This window comes from Streptococcus sp. A69, assembly GCF_058556195.1.
In genome coordinates, this window is sequence record NZ_JBZUJU010000001.1 from 447,806 (window position 1) to 462,307 (window position 14,502).

The window sequence follows — 14,502 nt, forward strand, 5'->3', positions numbered from 1 at the left end:
CACATCTGAACTGCTTTTTTTGCTATTCTGTTTCTTCCTTCTTTTCTTCAACCTTAACTGGAGCTGGTTCATAGGCTCGGATAATTTGAGCGACAACTGGATGGCGAACCACATCCTTGGCTGAAAAATGAACAAAGTCAATTTGATGAATGTTCTTGAGCTTTTCTTGGGCATCAATCAAACCCGACTTGACGTTACGTGGTAGGTCAATCTGACTGATATCTCCATTGACAATCATCTTAGAATTAAAGCCTAAACGCGTCAAGAACATCTTCATCTGCATGATAGTCGTATTTTGCGCCTCATCGAGAATGACAAAGGCATCATCCAAGGTCCGTCCACGCATGTAGGCAAGGGGCGCGATTTCGATAATCTCACGCTCCATGAGACGAGTCGTTTGGTCTTTGCCCAGAATCTGATACAAGGCATCATAAACTGGTCGAAGATAAGGATCCACCTTTTCCTTGAGATCACCCGGAAGAAATCCAAGACTCTCACCAGCTTCCACTGCCGGACGAGTTAGAATAATTCGTTTGACCTGCCCACGTTTAAGGGCAGTCACTGCCAATGTAACCGCAAGAAAGGTCTTCCCTGTCCCTGCAGGCCCGATTCCAAAGGTCACATCATGCTGTTTGACACTGTCCACATAAAGCTTTTGCCCCAGGGTTTTGACACGAATCGGTTTCCCAGTATTGTCCTTGATGATTTCTTCTTCGTAAAGGGCGACAAACTTGTCGATTTCATCGTTTTTGACCATGCTAATCGCAGTCACCACATCTGGCGTGCCAACGGTCATCCCCCGATTCACCAAGACCATCAAGGCTTGGATAACCTGACGGGCTTCTTCACAGGCAGTCTCTTCTCCCAAAACCTGGACAATCTCCGTACGGGCATGAATCACCACATCGAGCTCTTCTTCCATCAAACGAAGATGGCGCTCATTGGAACCAAAAAGATGGAACAAGTCATCTGGGTGACTTAGTTGAATGTCTATTGAATGTTCCTTCAAATAAAGAACCTCTCTAATCCGTTTATTTCTTTTTATTATAGCAAAGAGAACAATAAAATACTAGCCTCATCTCATTGTCTCTAGTGTTCTAAGTATTCTTGCCAGATGGCGTCAAAGTCTCCTAGGTTAAAAGAGAAGCTGGCATGCTCCTCCAAAAAGCGACTCACCTCATCAAAATCATCCGTATGTTTTGGAAAAGCTGACTCCTCAAAAGCGAGGTCTGCCAAGATAGCTTTAGGACTGTTACTTTTAGGATTGCGCTCGGTCATGAGCCAAGTGTAAAATGATTTTCTCATAAGCCTCCCTAAATCAACTCTGTCCCAAACTGGTCCTGCTTGATTTTGCCAGCCTTCATCAAGCCACCGAGTGCTTTCTTGAACTGACCTTTAGAAATGCCAAAGGTTGCCTTGATGTCCTCAGGAGATGACTTATCATTCAGGGTCATGAAGCCACCATTGCTTTCCAAGTAAGTCAAAATCATCTGGGCATCATTTTCCAACATCTCAAAAGAACGTGGTTTGAGGGAGAGGTTCAAGGTGCGGTCCACTTCACGGAAACCAATGACACGCACATCTAACACTTGCCCCAAACGTGGCTCTGCATAGCGCTCACTTGGATGGATAAATCCAAGCATGTTGTTTTCTGGAAGATAGACAAAAGTTCCTGATAACTTAAGACGATAAACGATTGCAGGCCAGTTTTGGTTCTGCATGTTGTTGTAGGCAGGACGAGCCAGACGTTGGAAGTCTTCTTGATAAGCCAATAATCCCCAGATTCGGTCTTTCTTGTCCACTTCAAGACGGATGTAAAGTTTATCACCTTTCTTAGGCCAGAGTTCCTTGAGCTCAGGGAGGATATCGAGTGACACAACGATTTCCTTATCAGGTAGACCGGTATCAACAAAGACACCCAAGTCCTTACGAACTTCTGTTACGGTTCCCCAGCCAAATTGGTCCTGAGTGGCAGTCACTTCTAAGGTTGTCAGGCGGAGTTTTTGCTTCATATCCGTGTAGGCAAAACCTTTGACCGTATCCCCTACTGTGTGTTGCCCTTCTTCTTTAGCAAGAGCATAGGTCTGACCATCCTTTTGTACAAAGTAAAAACGGTCATTTTCATCGATAATGAGTCCAACGATAAAACTTGCAAGATTTGTATTCATATTTCCTTCTTTCGAATAAAACTCAGCCAGCAATGCCAACTGAGTTTTTCTGTTTATTTTTAGACTTCCAAAAGTTCTTTCTCTTTGTTGGCAGTCATATCGTCGATGTGTTTCACAGCATCATCTGTTACTTTTTGAATATCTTTTTCAAGAGTCTTCAATTCATCTTCAGTGATTTCTTTTGCTTTTTCTTGTTTCTTAGCTTCGTCCATAGCATCACGACGGATATTACGAACAGCTACTTTAGCATTTTCACCGACCTTCTTCACTTCTTTAGCAAGGTCTCGACGAGTTTCTTCTGTAAGAGCTGGGATAACCAAGCGAATCACAGAACCGTCGTTAGCTGGTGTAATACCAAGATCAGAAGCGTTCAAGGCGCGTTCGATGTCTTTTAATGAAGACTTGTCAAATGGTGTTACCAACAAAACACGCGCTTCTGGAATAGTGATAGAAGCGATTTGGTTAAGAGGAGTTTCTACTCCATAGTATTCTACGTGGATACGGTCAAGCAAGCTTGCATTGGCACGGCCGGCACGGATACCACCAAATTCACGAGCAAGTGAGTGGTGAGACTGGGTCATTCTTTCTTTCGCTTTTTCAATAATTGAGTTAGCCATAATCTTTCCTATTCCTTTTCTTCGATATTGTTTGAAACTGTTGTTCCGATATTTTCACCAAATACGACACGTTTGATGTTGCCTGGTTGGTTCATGTTAAAGACAACCAAGTCAATGTCGTTGTCCATAGAGAGGGTTGAAGCTGTTGAGTCCATGATACGAAGACCTTTGTTGATAACGTCACGGTGGGTCAATTCTTCAAACTTAACAGCTGTCTTGTCTTTCTTAGGATCGGCATTGTAAACACCATCTACGCCATTTTTAGCCATAAGGATGGCATCTGCTTCGATTTCAGCTGCACGAAGAGCCGCTGTTGTATCTGTTGAGAAGTAAGGTGAACCAATTCCGGCACCAAAGATAACGATACGGCCTTTTTCAAGGTGGCGAAGGGCACGTCCACGTACGTAAGGTTCTGCCACTTGTTGCATAGCAATGGCAGTTTGCACACGCGTATCGACGCCAACTTGCTGCAATGAATCTGCCATCACAAGAGCATTCATCACGGTCCCAAGCATTCCAGTGTAATCGGCCTGAACGCGGTCCATTCCAGCTTCTGCAGCAGGTTCTCCACGCCAGAGATTTCCTCCACCAATAACAAGGGCAATTTCGATACCTAAGCTATGAACTTCTTGAATCTCTTTTGCGATTGTTTGAACTGTTTGGATATCAATCCCTACGCCACGTTCACCGGCAAGGGCTTCACCTGATAACTTGATTAAAATACGTTTATACTTGGGATTCGCCATTTTTACTCTCCTTTTTTTATCCTACCTATTTTATCACAATTTCTAAGATTTTTATAGTATCATGAGCAATTCTTTCAAAAAAATTAGACCGTTAAAAATTCCTCTAAGTCGGTAAGGGCGCGCTCTGCAATTTTTTCATAACGAGCCTTCTTATCACGGATACGCTCGCCATCCAATTCCTTGATAATCCCAAAATTGACATTCATTGGTTGGAAATGTTTGCTGTCCGCATGAGTGATATAATGAGCTAGACTTCCGATCGCTGTGGTCTCTGGGAAGATAGCTTCACTTTCACCCTTGAAGAGGCGAGCTGCGTTAATACCTGCAACCAAGCCTGAGGCTGCTGACTCAACATAGCCTTCCACACCCGTCATTTGACCAGCAAAGAAGAGGTTGGGCTGTTTCTTAGAACGATAGGTTTGCTCGAGAAGATTTGGTGAATCCATGTAAGAATTGCGGTGCATGACCCCATAACGGACAAACTCCGCATTTTCAAGACCTGGAATCATTTGGAAGACACGCTTTTGTTCTCCCCATTTGAGGTGGGTCTGGAAACCGACGATATTGTAGAGGCTACCAGCCGCATTGTCCTGACGGAGCTGGACAACCGCATAAGGTGTTTTAAATTCTCCATCTCGAGGGCCTGTGTAGTCGTCTGGATACTCCAGACCGACTGGCTTCATCGGACCATAAAGCATAGTTTTAATGCCACGCTTAGCCATGACTTCGATAGGCATACAACCTTCAAAGTACTTTTCTTTTTCAAACGAATTGAGCGGTGCTTCTTCCGCATTGACCAAGGCTTCATGAAAATCCATAAACTCTTGCTTGGTCATTGGAGCATTGAGGTAGGCCGCCTCTCCCTTATCATAACGAGATTTGAGATAGACCTTACTCATATCGATGGTGTTAACGTCAATAATTGGCGCCGCCGCGTCATAGAAATAGAATCCATCCCCATCATTAAGGGCATGAATCTTCTCAGCTAGGGCATCGCTGGTCAAAGGACCAGTAGCGACAACAGTAATAACGTCAGTTGGCAATTCTGTAATTTCATCACGAACCACCTCAATTAAGGGATGATTAGCTACTTTCTCAGTCACCATCTTTGAGAAACCATCGCGGTCCACCGCAAGCGCACCACCTGCAGGAACACGTGTAGCCTCAGCAGATTCCAAGATGACCGAACCCAAGCGACGCATTTCTTCCTTGAGGAGCCCAACTGCATTGGTCAAAGCATCCCCACGTAAGGAATTGGAACAAACCAATTCAGCAAAATTGTCTGTTTTGTGCTGAGGTGTTGACTTGACCCCACGCATTTCATAGAGCTTAACTGGAATACCACGTTCTGCGATTTGGTAGGCTGCTTCAGAACCTGCCAAACCTGCTCCGATAACATTGATATAAGATTGAGACACGACACTAATACCTCTTTGGGTGGAAACTAAGTCCAAATAAAAACAAGCTACTAGACTATTTGACACCCACAAATCTTTCTAATTTTTCTTTTACTAGTATAACAAAAAAAGGGAAGAAGGCAAACTTCCCTGTTTAGTCGTTGGATTGTTTCTCTTCCCAATCGTGGTAGGCAGCATAGAGTTGGCTTTTATTCCACTGGTAGAGTTTCGCAACTTCCTTTATGGCTTGATTTTTCTTCATACCTTGCTGGATACGAGATTGGATTTCTGAAAACAAGTCCTCCTCGTCCTTTTCCTCCACATCCTGACTGGCACCTTCAACGATGAGAAGGCATTCGCCCTTGAGTGGCGTTTCAGCGATGCTTTCTAGCAGCTCTGAAATCTTTCCTCGTTGGTATTCTTCATAGATTTTGGTCAATTCCCTGACCAAGACTACCGAGCGGTCACCGTAGACTTCTAGCATATTTTCTAACGTATCCGCTACACGGTGGGGCGATTCATAGAAAATCTGAGTTTCTGGATAGTCTTTTTTCGAGTCGAAAAATTGCTTTTGCTGGCCTGATTTTCTCGGTAAAAAACCATAAAAAATATGTGGTTGTGGCGCCAAACCACTGGCAATCAAGGCAGAAATCCCTGCACTTGCACCTGGAACTGTGACAACTGCAATCTCTTCCTCGATGGCTGCCTTAACTAAATCGTGACCAGGGTCCGAGATGCTAGGCAGACCCGCATCAGAAACCTGAGCAATACTTTGCCCCGCCTTCAAAAAAGCAATCAAATCAGGAATTTTTTCCTTGGCATTGTGCTCATGAAAGCTGATCTGCTTGGTCTGAATGTCAAAATACTTGAGTAAGAGACCAGTATTGCGCGTGTCCTCAGCAGCAATCCAGTCCACCTCTTTCAAGGTCTGGATAGCACGAAAGGTCATATCATCCAGATTGCCAATCGGCGTTGCCACTAGATAAATCTTGCCATAGGGAGATTGCCCCTTAAAACTTTTTTGAATCCGCATGCCTACTCCCTGTACAACAACTCGTCGCAGAACATACATTCCTCATCCTGCTCGCGGCGTTGGCCGTAAAAATCATTACATACGTGAAACCCATCTTTATAGATTCGGCGGACGCTTTCACGAACATGCTTGGCCTTGACAGGAGCGTCTGCTTCCACCTCACCCAAGCGTTCGCGTAACTTACTATTTTCCAAGCGAAGAGCTGTATTTTCCTCTACCAGGCTCTTGAGGTTTTTCTTGATGGCTTCCACATCGGCTAAGGTCACCAATAACTGTTGGGAAAAATCATCCAGCGCGTCAAATAATTCTTTTTTGTCCATAAACCAGCCCTTTCCTTTCTATATCGTTCATTTTTAATACTCAATGAAAATCAAAGAGCAAACTAGGAAACTAGCTGCAGGCTGTACTTGAGTACGGCAAGGCGACGTTGACGTGGTTTGAATTTGATTTTCAAAGAGTATGAGTTTATATTTCTTTCAAGACCAGGTATTCCATGGCGTTTTGAAAGCTAACATTGGCTTGCCACATTTTTCTAGCTTCTAGCAAATCTTGTAAAATCTGTCGAATCCTTGCTTGTAAGAGGTCCTGGCCACAGAGGACTTCGAGGATTCGCAAAACCTGATCTTGTTTTTCCTTATCATCTGCCAAGCTGGCTAATTTAGCAACCTGAAGATAACTTTCTTTTTTCTTGTCTAATAACCAAGTCAGCATGCGCTCACTTTCATCCACCAAGGTCCAAAAACTTGCCTGGTTTGCCAACTTTTCTGCTTCAGCTCGTGACTGACAAAACTGGGCTAAAATAGTCGCCTTTTTCTTAACCAGTCCCATTTGTTCTAAGAGCAAGATGAGCTTTTCTTCTTGCTTTTTAAAGTGGAAAATCTGCGTCCGACTTCGGATAGTTGGTAATATCTTTTCCTCATCGCTAGTCAAGAAAAAAATATAAACTTCACTCTGGGGTTCTTCGATGACCTTGAGCAGAGAGTTGGCTGCGTTGGGATGCATTTTATTCGCCTGCTCGATAATAAAAACCTGTTGCTGACTTTCAATCCCTGCTTGGGAAAACTGTCCCACTAATTCTCGAATCCGTTCTGTCTTGATGACCTGATTGACTGGCTTGATTAAAGTAACATCGGGAAATTCTTCCTGTTCAATCAGCTTGCAGTTTCGGCATTTCTCACATGGTAAAACGCCTACTTTATCCGTACAAAAGAGGCTCTTAGCCAAAAACTGCGCCATTTCCAAGCTTCCAAAGAATCCCGAAAAGAGATAGGCGTGATTGAGCTGGTCTTGTTCTAGAATACGGACAAAGCGGTCAAACTGGTCTGGTTGCCAAGCCTTTAGTTGATCTTGTTTCATTTAGCCAAGCCCATTCTGTCAAATAAGACAGCCTTGGTCGTTTCCACAACTTGCCCAAAAGGAAGACTGGCATCAATCTTGACCATGCGATTTCCTTCTTTGTCCAGAAGAGAAAGGTAGCCTTTACGAACTTTTTTGTGCAAGTCTAAGCCTTCCATGTCCAAACGATTGACCTCGCGGTCACTATTAGCAGCAATGCGAGCCAGCCCTTCTTCCACCTCAATGTCAAAATAGAGCGTCAAATCGGGTTTGAGGCCATCTGTCGCAAAATAGTTGAGCCAATCAATAGCTTCAATATCCAAGCCACGACCAAATCCCTGATAAGCTACTGAACTATCGATGAAACGGTCCATAATGACCAACTTACCAGCTCCAAGAGCTGGAAGAACTTTTTCTACCAAGTGCTGTCTGCGACTGGCGATATAGAGAAGAAGCTCTGTTTTAGGATCCATCTGAGTATGACTTGGATCTAAAATCACTTCCCGAATCTTCTCTCCAATCAAGACTCCACCTGGCTCACGGGTCGTCAGTACCTCTACTCCTTTTTCCTCTAAAATTGGGAGTAGAGCCTCTAAAACACTGGTCTTTCCTGCTCCCTCTGGTCCCTCAAGAGAGACTAAAAATCCTTTTAACATGTCTAACTCATTTCTTTTTTTCTACCTTCTATTCTATCAAAAAAATAGGTTTTTGTGACAATCTTTTTGCGTCTTCTGATTTCAAAAGAGCATAAAAGAGGCTGGGAGTCATCCAACCTCTTATTTACCTAATTCTTGTGTTCGTTTGTAGGCTTGATGAACTGCGTCCATGACGGTACCTCTAAAGGCATGTTCTTCCAGACTTGCTACACCCGCGATAGTCGAACCTCCTGGGCTGCAAACTTGATCTTTCAAAACTCCTGGATGTTGTTGACTTTCGAGGACCATTTGTCCAGCGCCTACTACTGTTTGGGCTGCCATTTTCAAGGCCCTTTCTCTTGACAATCCTGTCTGCACACCTGCATCTGCCAAAGCCTCAATAAAGAGGTAGACAAAAGCTGGTCCACATCCTGCAAGACCTGTCGCAGCATCAATTAAGCCATCCCCAAGTTCAACCAAGAGACCAGCCTTGACTAGAAGCTGACAAAAGAGTTCCCTGTCCTCAGCACAGCAGTTTGCTGACATGGCATAACTAATCACTCCTTGGCCGATAGCCACTGGAGTATTGGGCATGATGCGAATAATTCGGTGGTGACTGGGAAGAAGTCTAGCCAGTTTTTCCAAGGTCAATCCAGCAGCCATGGAAATCAAAAGAAGACTCTCTCTTTTTTCAAGGATAGTCTGGTATTGAGCAAGCAGTTCAGAAAACTGCGCAGGCTTTACTCCTAGAAAAATCACATCTGCTTCTGCGAAGATTTCGTCATTGCTGGAAGCCTGACCACCAAAGTTGGCAATGAAAGCATCTACTTTTGCTTGACTACGATTGGCAAGGAGAATCTGAGCACCCGTCTTGGCCTGCAAAACAGCCTTAGCCAAGCTAGCTCCCATATTTCCCAAACCGATAAATCCAATCTTCATCTCTTACTCCCTTATCTGTCCTTCACCAGTAACCACATACTTGTAGCTAGTCAATTCTTTTAAACCCATTGGGCCACGCGCATGCAGTTTCTGAGTAGAAATCCCCATCTCACATCCAAGACCAAATTGCCCACCATCAGTGAAACGCGTTGAGGCATTGACATAAACTGCTGCAGAGTCCACTTGATCTGTAAAGTAAGCTGCAGCTTCAGCATTTTCCGTCACAATCGCATCCGAATGATGGGTACTGTGAGCTTCAATATGCTCAACCGCTTCTTCTAAACTGCTCACGACCTTAACCGCTAAGATATAGTCTAAAAACTCGGTGTCAAAGTCTTGGGCCTCAGCTGCTCGACCTGAAAGAAAGTGACTTGCTTTGCTATCCAAGCGGAATTGAATTGGTTCCAGTCCAGCTTCTTTCCGACTTGTAACAAGAACTTGCTCCAAGCGAGGAAGGAAATCCGCTGCCTTGTCTTCATGAACCAGCAAAACTTCCATAGCATTGCAGACAGAAGGACGACTGGTTTTAGCATTGTTGATGATGGCTAGAGCCTTGTCTTCGTCTGCATCCTTATCCACATAGACATGGACAATCCCAGTTCCTGTCTCAATAACAGGCACGATAGCATTTTCAACCACAGCATTAATCAAGCCAGCGCCTCCACGAGGAATGAGAAGATCTAGATAACCTTTGGCCTTCATCATAGCATAGCTACTTTCACGACTGGTGTCTTCCACTAGTTGAATCACCTCTGGATGAATGGTAGTCGTCTCCAAACCTTTCTTCAGGGCTGTGACAATAGCATGGGCAGTTTGATAGGCATCCTTCCCACTACGAAGAACAACCGCATTCCCACTCTTGAGAGCCAAAGCAGCTGCATCAGACGTCACATTTGGTCGACTTTCATAGATAATCCCAATAACCCCCATGGCCACACGTTTCTTGGTAATAACCAAGCCATTTTCAAGCTGACTTGTTTCTAAAACTTCACCGATTGGATCTGGTAAGGTAACCACTTCACGAATACCAGTTGCCATCGCTTCAATACGTCCTGCATCCAAATAAAGACGATCCAGCATCACATCTGAGATTTTACCCTTTGCTGCTTCCATATCGAGGACATTGGCCGCTAAAATGTCTTCAGTAGCTGCCAATAAGTGATCAGCCATAGCTAGCAAGGCTTGGTTTTTCACATCTTCACTAGCTGTGTTGATCGATTTTTTAACAGCCCGTACCTGTTCAAATTGTTCTTGTGTACTTACCATCGTTCACCTCTAAAATTCTGTAAAGAGTAGCTGGATTTCAGGAGTGATGGAAATCCAGTCATCACGGTGAATCAAGACTCCCTTGACTTTTTGAGAACGGAGCATATCTTCTAGAGCTGAGACGCCAAATTGGACACGTCCCTTTCCAAGAGATTGATCTGTTTCTTTATCTGCTACTGTTACAATATCGTGGTAAGAGAAATTTCCTTCCACTTCTACCACACCCGATAAAAGGAGACTTTTCCCGTTTTTTGAAAGTGCCTCTGCAGCTCCACCATCTACCCAAATCGTTCCCTGACTTTGAGCATAGAAAGCCAGCCATTGTTTCTGGGTACGAAGTCCCTTCTCTTGCGCAACAAAGTAAGAACCATCCTTGGTCTCTTTCGCTGCCTCAATCAGGGCATCTGATTTCAAGGAGGAGCAAATATAGACTGGTACACCTGACTCCGTCGCAATAGTTGCAGCTTTGATTTTTGTCAGCATACCCCCAGTTCCATTTGAAGAACCTGCTCCACCAGCCATATCAATAATCTCATGATTGATAGTCTCAATTTTGTCCAAGCGTTTAGCTGTTGGATCTGAATTAGGATTTCCAGTATAGAGACCGTCCACATCCGTCAAGAGAACCAAAAGATCCGCCTGAACCATCGCCGCTACCTGAGCACTCAGAGTGTCATTATCCCCCACCTTGAGCTCATCAATGACGACACTGTCATTCTCGTTGATGATAGGAATGGCACTACGATGAAGCAATACAGACAAGGCCTGATGTGCATTCTTATAGCGACGTTTATCTACAAAATCATCCTGGGTCAGCAAAATTTGTGCAGAAACGATTTGGCGCATGAGGAGGTTGGTTGTGTATTCCTCCAACAAAAGTCCCTGACCAACTGCAGCCGAAGCTTGTTTATCTGCAATCCTTGTCGGACGTTTTTTAAAACCCAAAGCACCAAATCCAGCCGCTACTGCCCCAGATGAGACTAAAATCAACTCATGCCCAGCTTCATGCAACATAGCTAATTGCTGGGTAATTGCCTTTACTTTACTTCTTGATAAACTCCCGTCTTCATTTGTCAAGGAGGAGGTTCCCACCTTAAAGACGATTCGTTTGTACTTCATATTCTCACTCCGATTCTTCATATTTATCCATTATAACATGAATGCTTTAAAATAGAAAAGACTTGAAATAAAAAAGGTTGAGACAAGGCATCTCAACTCTTTTATCTATTCTCAGTTTTACGCAATCTTTCCAGCGTTTCTTTAAAAATCTCTGGAATATCTGCTGTGAACTCCAAGGTTTCACCTGTTCTCGGATGGGTAAAGCCTAGAGTCTTAGCATGGAGGAATTGTCCATGTCCTTTCAGGGTTTTACGAGGACCATAGACCTCATCCCCAGCGACTGGATGGCCAATATAAGCCATATGAACACGAATTTGGTGGGTACGCCCTGTTTCCAGTTGCAACTCTAACAAACTATAATCTCCAAAACGTTCCAAAACGTGAAAACGGGTCACCGCAGGCTTTCCTTTAGCAGTCACAGCCTGTTTCTTACGGTCTTTTTCACTACGGCCAATTGGCGCTTCAATCACACCACGATCATTGGGAAGATTGCCATGAACAATCGCCCAGTATTTGCGGAGAGACTTCTTGTCCTTGAGTTCTTGGGCAAGTGCCAAGTGGGCCTCATCATTTTTAGCAATCATGAGCAGACCAGACGTGTCCTTGTCAATGCGGTGGACGATGCCTGGGCGAAGAATCCCATTGATACCTGACAAGTCCTTGATATGGTACATGAGGGCATTGACCAAGGTTCCACTGGTATGGCCAGCGCTGGGATGAACCACCATCCCTTGAGGTTTGTTAACAACGGCTACATCCTCATCTTGGTAGATAATATCTAGTGGAAGATTTTCAGCCACATACTCTAAAACCTCTGGTTCTGGCACATGGTAAGTGATCACATCCCCCTCTTGGACAGTGTATTTGGCTTTCTTTACTTGCCCATTCACCAAAACTTGTCCAGCCTTGATTTGTTCATTAGCGAGACTGCGTGACAATTCTGTCAGGTCCGACAGAGCCTTGTCTAGTCGTTGCCCACCCGTTTCAATTTTTATTTCCATTTACTTCCTCTTTAAGCATTGCAATCAATAAAACAATCACACCAACTGTCAAATAGCTGTCAGCCACATTGAAAATCGCAAAGTTGATAAAGTCTAGGTGAAACATATCCACCACAAAACCTTGACTCATTCTGTCAATAAAGTTGCCCAGACCTCCCGCGATGATCAAGGTCAGTCCAAAAACCATCCACAGAGAATCCTCCATGTGTTTATGTAGATACCAAATAGCTCCTACCATGACGACCAGTGTAATGACAGCAAAAAACCACTGTTGGTCTTGTAACATGGAGAAGGCTGCCCCTCTATTTTGCAGGTAGGTCAAGCTAACGAGATTGGGGATCCACGAACGCACTTCACCCAGTGGAATCTGCTGGACAACATAATTTTTGACCAACTGATCCAGCCCAATCAAAAGCAGTACAATGACTGCTACTATTCCTCTTTTTTTCATGATTTCCTCTTTTGATCAAAATATTCTTGCATGACTTCTACGAAGAGAGTACCAGCTTGGCTAAGCTCCACTTCTTCCCGTTTGACATAGACCATGCGGTTATCTAAATTATCCTTGAGACGAATGACTGTGATTCCATTGACACTGTCACTATCTAAAAATCCTGAACCTGTCGCATAGGCATCCGTTCGCTCCAAAATACCATTCAAAGTAGCACGGTCGGTCACATTGAACATCTGTGAGCTCGCGCTGGTGTCGACAAAGTTCTCTGAATAATAAAGGTACTCGTCCTTTTCCTGAGTGAAACGAACTGTTGGTAAATCCGCTAGGTCCTCCATGACCAATTCCTCTTTCTGTGCTAAAGGATGCCCTTCACGAAGATAAATGTGAGTCTGGAAAGGAATTAGTTCAATAACTTCTAAACCAAGCTTTTCAACCCGTTGCATAATTCCTTTTTGATTTTGATTGTTGAGATAGATAATCCCAATCTCACTGTGACCCTGAGCTACTTCATCTAGGATTTGAACTGTAGTAGACTCAAAAATACGGAAGTTCTTGTAGTCAGGATAGTGCTCTGAAAAAGCCGTAATGGTTGGTGGCAAGAAGTCATAGTGCTGACTAGCAATGGAAAATTCATCTTTTTCTTCCTCAGGATTGGCATACTGATTTTGAAAAATATCAAATCCTTTAACCAATTCTTGCGCTTTTTCATAGAATTCCATGCCACGACGAGTCAAGAAAGTCCCTGAGCTGGTTCGACGGAAAATCTTAAATCCCAACTCTTTTTCCAAATCGCGCACAGAAATAGATAGACTTGGTTGACTAACATACATCTTTTCAGCAGCTTCACGGAAAGTACCACTATTGGCAATAGCCACAACATAGCGTAATTGTTGAATGTTCATCTTTTACCCCCAACTTCTCTATCTGTTCATTATACCATATTTCAGAATTTTTCCAAAAAAGAAAAAAGTGTCCATCGCAAGTTTAAATCTAACTATTCTCTATTAAATTCAAAATGGGTATCAAAACAAAAAAAGGCTCTCCGAAAACTCGGAAAACCTCATTTTATGCTACTTCTAGCTTCCTCGCCTTTTCATTTTAAGGCTCGGGATAAAAAGGTTCACTGGACCTTTTTATTTTGCGATTGGGTAAACAGAAACTTGTTTTTTATCGCGTCCTTTACGTTCAAAGCGTACTACGCCTTCAACTTTAGCGAACAAAGTATCGTCTCCACCACGTCCAACGTTTACACCTGGATAGATGTGTGTACCACGTTGACGGTAAAGGATTGATCCACCTGTTACAGTTTGTCCGTCAGCTGCTTTAGCTCCAAGACGTTTTGCTTGTGAATCACGTCCGTTTGATGTAGAACCTCCACCCTTTTTGTGGGCGAAAAGTTGCAAGTTGTTAAGAGTCATTTTTAACATAATGTTTTCCTCCGTGTTAGTTTTCTGTGATAACTCTGGTTTGGACGAACTCAGAAGAGTTCTCCGATAAGTTTGCCATACCTAAGAAAAATGATTCAAAGAATAACTGGGTCATTTCTCTCTGGTGCGAAGGAAGATCCGCTGGTATTTCAACCTTTAGATAGCCACCTTCATCTTCGTTTAATTCTAAGATTGGTTCATAGCCTGCAAATTTCTCAATGGAATTGATAAAGTTAATGGCAAGCGTAGAAACCGATGCACACACGACATCTAAGCCGTATTCGCCACTTTCGGCGTGTCCAGTAATTTCCGCACTCCTCAGCTCGCCATCTTCGGCTCTCTCAAAGACTGCTTGTATCATGTGT

At 43.7% G+C, this 14,502-nt stretch carries 18 protein-coding genes and 1 pseudogene; 1 reads left to right on the top strand and 18 read right to left on the bottom strand.

Annotated features, from left to right (window positions below; translation table 11 throughout):
• Positions 1-22: 22 nt before the first annotated feature.
• The 16 genes from AC4ME5_RS02325 to AC4ME5_RS02400 all read right to left on the bottom strand — a co-directional run bounded on the left by AC4ME5_RS02325 (position 23) and on the right by AC4ME5_RS02400 (position 13,612).
• On the bottom strand, positions 23-1,009 hold the full coding sequence (locus AC4ME5_RS02325) for a PhoH family protein (protein ID WP_084854010.1): 987 nt from the start codon (positions 1,007-1,009) through the stop codon (positions 23-25).
• Between the two features lie 80 nt (positions 1,010-1,089).
• The gene (locus AC4ME5_RS02330; RefSeq protein WP_001232084.1) at positions 1,090-1,305 is read right to left on the bottom strand and encodes a YozE family protein; all 216 of its coding nucleotides are present in this window, start codon (positions 1,303-1,305) and stop codon (positions 1,090-1,092) included.
• 8 nt (positions 1,306-1,313) lie between these two features.
• Positions 1,314-2,168, bottom strand: coding sequence for an RNA-binding virulence regulatory protein CvfB (gene cvfB, locus AC4ME5_RS02335; RefSeq protein ID WP_491799677.1), 855 nt, complete (start codon positions 2,166-2,168; stop codon positions 1,314-1,316).
• 59 nt (positions 2,169-2,227) lie between these two features.
• Positions 2,228-2,785: a ribosome recycling factor gene (gene frr, locus AC4ME5_RS02340; protein WP_084940801.1), complete on the bottom strand. Its 558-nt coding sequence runs from the start codon at positions 2,783-2,785 to the stop codon at positions 2,228-2,230.
• An 8-nt stretch (positions 2,786-2,793) separates the two neighbouring features.
• Positions 2,794-3,531 (bottom strand): UMP kinase, encoded by a 738-nt coding sequence (gene pyrH, locus AC4ME5_RS02345; RefSeq protein ID WP_000002996.1) that lies wholly within the window; start codon positions 3,529-3,531, stop codon positions 2,794-2,796.
• A gap of 83 nt (positions 3,532-3,614) precedes the next feature.
• The gene (trmFO, locus tag AC4ME5_RS02350; RefSeq protein WP_033605695.1) at positions 3,615-4,949 is read right to left on the bottom strand and encodes a methylenetetrahydrofolate--tRNA-(uracil(54)-C(5))-methyltransferase (FADH(2)-oxidizing) TrmFO; all 1,335 of its coding nucleotides are present in this window, start codon (positions 4,947-4,949) and stop codon (positions 3,615-3,617) included.
• 133 nt (positions 4,950-5,082) lie between these two features.
• Complete coding sequence (rsmI, locus tag AC4ME5_RS02355) at positions 5,083-5,961, bottom strand: 16S rRNA (cytidine(1402)-2'-O)-methyltransferase (RefSeq protein ID WP_491799682.1); 879 nt, start codon at positions 5,959-5,961, stop codon at positions 5,083-5,085.
• Between the two features lie 2 nt (positions 5,962-5,963).
• Positions 5,964-6,281 (bottom strand): DNA replication initiation control protein YabA, encoded by a 318-nt coding sequence (yabA, locus tag AC4ME5_RS02360; protein ID WP_000358227.1) that lies wholly within the window; start codon positions 6,279-6,281, stop codon positions 5,964-5,966.
• Positions 6,282-6,426: 145 nt separating this feature from the next.
• On the bottom strand, positions 6,427-7,317 hold the full coding sequence (locus AC4ME5_RS02365) for a DNA polymerase III subunit delta' (RefSeq protein ID WP_491799684.1): 891 nt from the start codon (positions 7,315-7,317) through the stop codon (positions 6,427-6,429).
• Complete coding sequence (gene tmk / locus AC4ME5_RS02370) at positions 7,314-7,952, bottom strand: dTMP kinase (protein ID WP_491799686.1); 639 nt, start codon at positions 7,950-7,952, stop codon at positions 7,314-7,316. The genes AC4ME5_RS02365 and tmk overlap by 4 nt, the downstream gene beginning before the upstream one ends.
• 120 nt (positions 7,953-8,072) lie before the next feature.
• Positions 8,073-8,870 carry a pyrroline-5-carboxylate reductase gene (gene proC / locus AC4ME5_RS02375; protein WP_491799688.1) on the bottom strand — a complete coding sequence of 266 codons (798 nt, stop codon included), beginning with the start codon at positions 8,868-8,870 and terminating at the stop codon, positions 8,073-8,075.
• A 3-nt stretch (positions 8,871-8,873) separates the two neighbouring features.
• Positions 8,874-10,136, bottom strand: a complete 1,263-nt coding sequence (locus AC4ME5_RS02380) for a glutamate-5-semialdehyde dehydrogenase (protein WP_491799689.1) — start codon at positions 10,134-10,136, stop codon at positions 8,874-8,876.
• 9 nt (positions 10,137-10,145) lie between these two features.
• Positions 10,146-11,255: a glutamate 5-kinase gene (proB, locus tag AC4ME5_RS02385; protein WP_491799690.1), complete on the bottom strand. Its 1,110-nt coding sequence runs from the start codon at positions 11,253-11,255 to the stop codon at positions 10,146-10,148.
• A gap of 101 nt (positions 11,256-11,356) precedes the next feature.
• Entirely contained in the window at positions 11,357-12,256 is a 900-nt protein-coding gene (locus AC4ME5_RS02390) for an RluA family pseudouridine synthase (protein WP_491799692.1), read from the bottom strand.
• Complete coding sequence (gene lspA, locus AC4ME5_RS02395; RefSeq protein WP_007521543.1) at positions 12,240-12,707, bottom strand: signal peptidase II; 468 nt, start codon at positions 12,705-12,707, stop codon at positions 12,240-12,242. The genes AC4ME5_RS02390 and lspA overlap by 17 nt, the downstream gene beginning before the upstream one ends.
• Positions 12,704-13,612: a LysR family transcriptional regulator gene (locus AC4ME5_RS02400; RefSeq protein ID WP_295588923.1), complete on the bottom strand. Its 909-nt coding sequence runs from the start codon at positions 13,610-13,612 to the stop codon at positions 12,704-12,706. Before AC4ME5_RS02400 ends, lspA begins: the two co-directional genes overlap by 4 nt.
• On the opposite strand from AC4ME5_RS02400, the pseudogene AC4ME5_RS02405 reads away from it, so the two are divergent.
• A pseudogene (locus tag AC4ME5_RS02405) lies at positions 13,605-13,700 on the top strand (AraC family transcriptional regulator); the annotation flags it as partial. The gene AC4ME5_RS02400 and the pseudogene AC4ME5_RS02405 overlap by 8 nt on opposite strands.
• Positions 13,701-13,843: 143 nt before the next feature.
• Here the strand turns inward: AC4ME5_RS02405 and rpmA are convergent.
• Complete coding sequence (gene rpmA, locus AC4ME5_RS02410) at positions 13,844-14,137, bottom strand: 50S ribosomal protein L27 (RefSeq protein WP_000916509.1); 294 nt, start codon at positions 14,135-14,137, stop codon at positions 13,844-13,846.
• A 16-nt stretch (positions 14,138-14,153) separates the two neighbouring features.
• A complete protein-coding gene (locus AC4ME5_RS02415) occupies positions 14,154-14,498 on the bottom strand; it encodes a ribosomal-processing cysteine protease Prp (RefSeq protein ID WP_000613697.1) in 345 nt (114 codons plus the stop codon).
• Positions 14,499-14,502 lie beyond the last annotated feature (4 nt).

Bases quoted from the DNA above. Each gene is read 5' to 3' on its own strand.
- AC4ME5_RS02400 (WP_295588923.1), bottom strand. From the start codon at position 13,612: ATGAACATTCAACAATTACGCTATGTTGTGGCTATTGCCAATAGTGGT.
- frr (WP_084940801.1), bottom strand. From the start codon at position 2,785: ATGGCTAACTCAATTATTGAAAAAGCGAAAGAAAGAATGACCCAGTCT.
- AC4ME5_RS02330 (WP_001232084.1), bottom strand. From the start codon at position 1,305: ATGAGAAAATCATTTTACACTTGGCTCATGACCGAGCGCAATCCTAAA.
- yabA (WP_000358227.1), bottom strand. From the start codon at position 6,281: ATGGACAAAAAAGAATTATTTGACGCGCTGGATGATTTTTCCCAACAG.
- AC4ME5_RS02415 (WP_000613697.1), bottom strand. From the start codon at position 14,498: ATGATACAAGCAGTCTTTGAGAGAGCCGAAGATGGCGAGCTGAGGAGT.
- cvfB (WP_491799677.1), bottom strand. From the start codon at position 2,168: ATGAATACAAATCTTGCAAGTTTTATCGTTGGACTCATTATCGATGAA.
- rsmI (WP_491799682.1), bottom strand. From the start codon at position 5,961: ATGCGGATTCAAAAAAGTTTTAAGGGGCAATCTCCCTATGGCAAGATT.
- AC4ME5_RS02380 (WP_491799689.1), bottom strand. From the start codon at position 10,136: ATGGTAAGTACACAAGAACAATTTGAACAGGTACGGGCTGTTAAAAAA.
- proC (WP_491799688.1), bottom strand. From the start codon at position 8,870: ATGAAGATTGGATTTATCGGTTTGGGAAATATGGGAGCTAGCTTGGCT.
- pyrH (WP_000002996.1), bottom strand. From the start codon at position 3,531: ATGGCGAATCCCAAGTATAAACGTATTTTAATCAAGTTATCAGGTGAA.
- AC4ME5_RS02365 (WP_491799684.1), bottom strand. From the start codon at position 7,317: ATGAAACAAGATCAACTAAAGGCTTGGCAACCAGACCAGTTTGACCGC.
- rpmA (WP_000916509.1), bottom strand. From the start codon at position 14,137: ATGTTAAAAATGACTCTTAACAACTTGCAACTTTTCGCCCACAAAAAG.
- lspA (WP_007521543.1), bottom strand. From the start codon at position 12,707: ATGAAAAAAAGAGGAATAGTAGCAGTCATTGTACTGCTTTTGATTGGG.
- AC4ME5_RS02390 (WP_491799692.1), bottom strand. From the start codon at position 12,256: ATGGAAATAAAAATTGAAACGGGTGGGCAACGACTAGACAAGGCTCTG.
- proB (WP_491799690.1), bottom strand. From the start codon at position 11,255: ATGAAGTACAAACGAATCGTCTTTAAGGTGGGAACCTCCTCCTTGACA.
- tmk (WP_491799686.1), bottom strand. From the start codon at position 7,952: ATGTTAAAAGGATTTTTAGTCTCTCTTGAGGGACCAGAGGGAGCAGGA.